Annotated in this window: 3 protein-coding genes and 1 pseudogene; 3 read left to right on the top strand and 1 reads right to left on the bottom strand. The window is 46.3% G+C overall.

The features are described 5' to 3' along the window. From ACWA6V_RS11940 to ACWA6V_RS11930, 3 genes are all read left to right on the top strand, one after another. On the top strand, positions 1 to 324 hold a 324-nt coding region (locus tag ACWA6V_RS11940), incomplete at its 5' end, for a DUF3410 domain-containing protein (RefSeq protein WP_449522698.1). Beyond that, positions 317 to 1,456: an ATP-NAD kinase family protein gene (locus ACWA6V_RS11935; RefSeq protein ID WP_449522697.1), complete on the top strand. Its 1,140-nt coding sequence runs from the start codon at positions 317 to 319 to the stop codon at positions 1,454 to 1,456. The genes ACWA6V_RS11940 and ACWA6V_RS11935, both read left to right, overlap by 8 nt. After that, entirely contained in the window at positions 1,456 to 2,385 is a 930-nt protein-coding gene (locus ACWA6V_RS11930) for a class I SAM-dependent methyltransferase (RefSeq protein WP_449522696.1), read from the top strand. The genes ACWA6V_RS11935 and ACWA6V_RS11930 overlap by 1 nt, the downstream gene beginning before the upstream one ends. Before the next feature lie 62 nt (positions 2,386 to 2,447). Here ACWA6V_RS11930 and ACWA6V_RS11925 read toward each other — a convergent pair. Further along, positions 2,448 to 2,588, bottom strand: a pseudogene (locus ACWA6V_RS11925) (aminotransferase); the annotation flags it as partial.

Raw genomic sequence — 2,588 nt, 5'->3', positions numbered from 1 at the left:
CCGCAATCGTCACTTGCTGCATTGGTGCCCCCATTAGCGAATAATCAACTGCGCGTTGATGGAAAAATCGATCAACACACTAGTGTTTTTAACATCGTCAAAGCACTTATCAAGCAGGTCTACGATATATCCGCAGACGATGCGCGTTTGCGTGCACTTGCTACGCAGGCATTTGCAGGTGACGTGGTTTTTGGAGAAGGTTTTGATAGCTTGCGCAAACACTATCCGGTGCGCCGTGAATTTCATAATTACCAAGTGCATTTGGAAAGCATCACTGATACCGATAAAAAATGGTTGCAGGTATTAGGATTCCACTGTGTTTAAACTCGGTTTAATTATTAATCCCTATGCTGGCTTGGGCGGCAGTGTCGGCTTAAAAGGTTCCGATGGCGATGCGATTCGCACTGAAGCCATTGCGCGCGGTGCTGAACAGCGTGCATTGCAGCGTATGGATCGCGCACTGCAGGTGGTTGCCAATTTTCTTGAGCAAATAGAGATTTTTTGTTTTGCTGGCGATATGGGGGAAAGCAGCGCCCGCGCACCTGGTTTTACTGTCCACATTGTCGGTGCCGCGCAACAGGAGCCTAGCAGTGCGCAAGATACTTGCGCTGCAGCTAGGGTACTTATGCAACAACATGTTGATTTGATTTTATTTGCCGGTGGCGATGGCACTGCGCGATTAATTGCCGATGTGGTGGGTACATCACAGCCGGTGCTGGGAGTTCCCTGTGGTGTGAAAATGCATTCCGGTGTTTACGCCAATGCACCTGAAGCAGCAGGTGAAATCCTCAAGCAATTGTTAACCGGAACACTGGTTAATATTGTTGAGCGCGATGTGAAAGATATTGATGAAGACGCGTTTCGCAATGGTCAGGTGCGTGCACGTTTTTACGGCACTTTATTAGTGCCGGAAGATTCGCAATTTCTACAGCAAGTCAAAAATGCCGGTACCGAGCGCGATGAATTGGCGCAACTGGATGTTGCCCAAGGAATGATAGAGCAGTTGCAACCCGATACACTGTATTTGGTCGGCCCAGGTTCAACGACACATCTTTTTTTACAAGAGCTTGGTGTTGATGGTAGCTTATTGGGTGTGGATTTATTGTTGAATAATGAATTAATCGCCACAGATGTTAGCGCTGCCCAAATTATTACCCAGCTCGATCAGTTCTCTGGTCCAGTAAAAATGATCATCACTGCGATTGGTGGCCAAGGTCATATTCTTGGTCGTGGCAATCAGCAATTTACTCCAGCGATTTTGCGTCGCATTGGCAAAGATAATATTCATATTATTGCCGCGCGCGGAAAAATCCTGGCGCTTAATGGCCGTCCACTATTGGTGGATACCAATGACCCCGAATTGGATGTCGCGTTTGGCGGTTATCGCCCGGTGATTGTCGGGTATCGCGAGACCATTATGTATCCCGTAGGTTATTCCGCAGAAGGCGAACATTAATGCAGATTATTGTTGAACGCCTTGCCTTGCTCGCTGAAAAAATTTGCACACAAGCTGAAATTGATAGTTACCGTGTATTTCATGGTCGAGGCCGCACATTTGCTGGTTTGGAATTTGTGACAGTTGATTTTTTTCAGCCCGTTATTTTAATAACACTTTTTTTTGAACCGCCAGCACATTGGTTAGATGAGTTGATTGCACAAATTCATCCTTTGTTTGCATCATCTAATTTGGTGTTAGTGGTACAGCGCCGCTATATGCCTAATGCACCGAGTGAAATTGTCTGGGGTGAATTGCCTGAGTCGATTTATGCGCGTCGTGGGAATTCACTGTTTAACTTGCATCTTGCGCAGCAGCAAAACTCCGGTTTCTTTTTGGATATGGAATCGGGCAGGCAGTGGGTGGAGCAGTATGCAGCAGGTAAGCGGGTACTGAATTTATTTGCGTATACCTGTGCTTTTTCGGTTGTTGCTATCACCGCTGGTGCAGAGAAAGTCGTTAACGTAGATATGAGTAGTGCCGCCTTGAATCTAGGTCGTGCCAACCATCAGCTCAACAATCTTGCGAAAAGTAAAAGTGAATTTGTTGCTGAGAATATCCTGAAATCCTGGAGTCGTGTTAAAAGGCCCGGCCCCTATGATCTGGTGATTATCGATCCGCCGTCTTACCAAAAAGGCAGTTTTATCGCGGAAAAAGATTACGCAAAAGTTATTCGTCGTTTGCCGGAATTGATGCCCGCAGGTGGGTTGGTGCTGGCCTGTTTAAATGCACCGGAATTGAGTGAAGGCTTTTTAAAGCAGCAGTTTGTTGAGCAGTGTCCGCAAGCGGAATTTATCGAACGGGTAAAACCGCATGCAGATTTCCCCGATATAGACCCTGAGCAGCAACTAAAGCTCTTGGTGTACCGAGTTCCTCCATCAGCTGCCTGAACTTAAAAAAAACCAGCGCAAGGCTGGTTTTTTTATGTGTGTTTTTTGAAGTGATGAAAAAATTATTGCGAGTAACGGGATAAGAAATTACCGAAGCGATGAATTGCTTTGGTCAAATCATCTTCACGGGGTAAAAACACAATGCGGAAGTGATCGCGGTTCGGCCAGTTAAACGCGGTGCCCTGAACCAACAATACTTTTTC

The organism is Cellvibrio sp. (genome assembly GCF_053579595.1).
The sequence above is the reverse complement of the archived record's forward strand: the minus strand, read 5'-3'. Positions and strand labels throughout refer to the sequence as shown.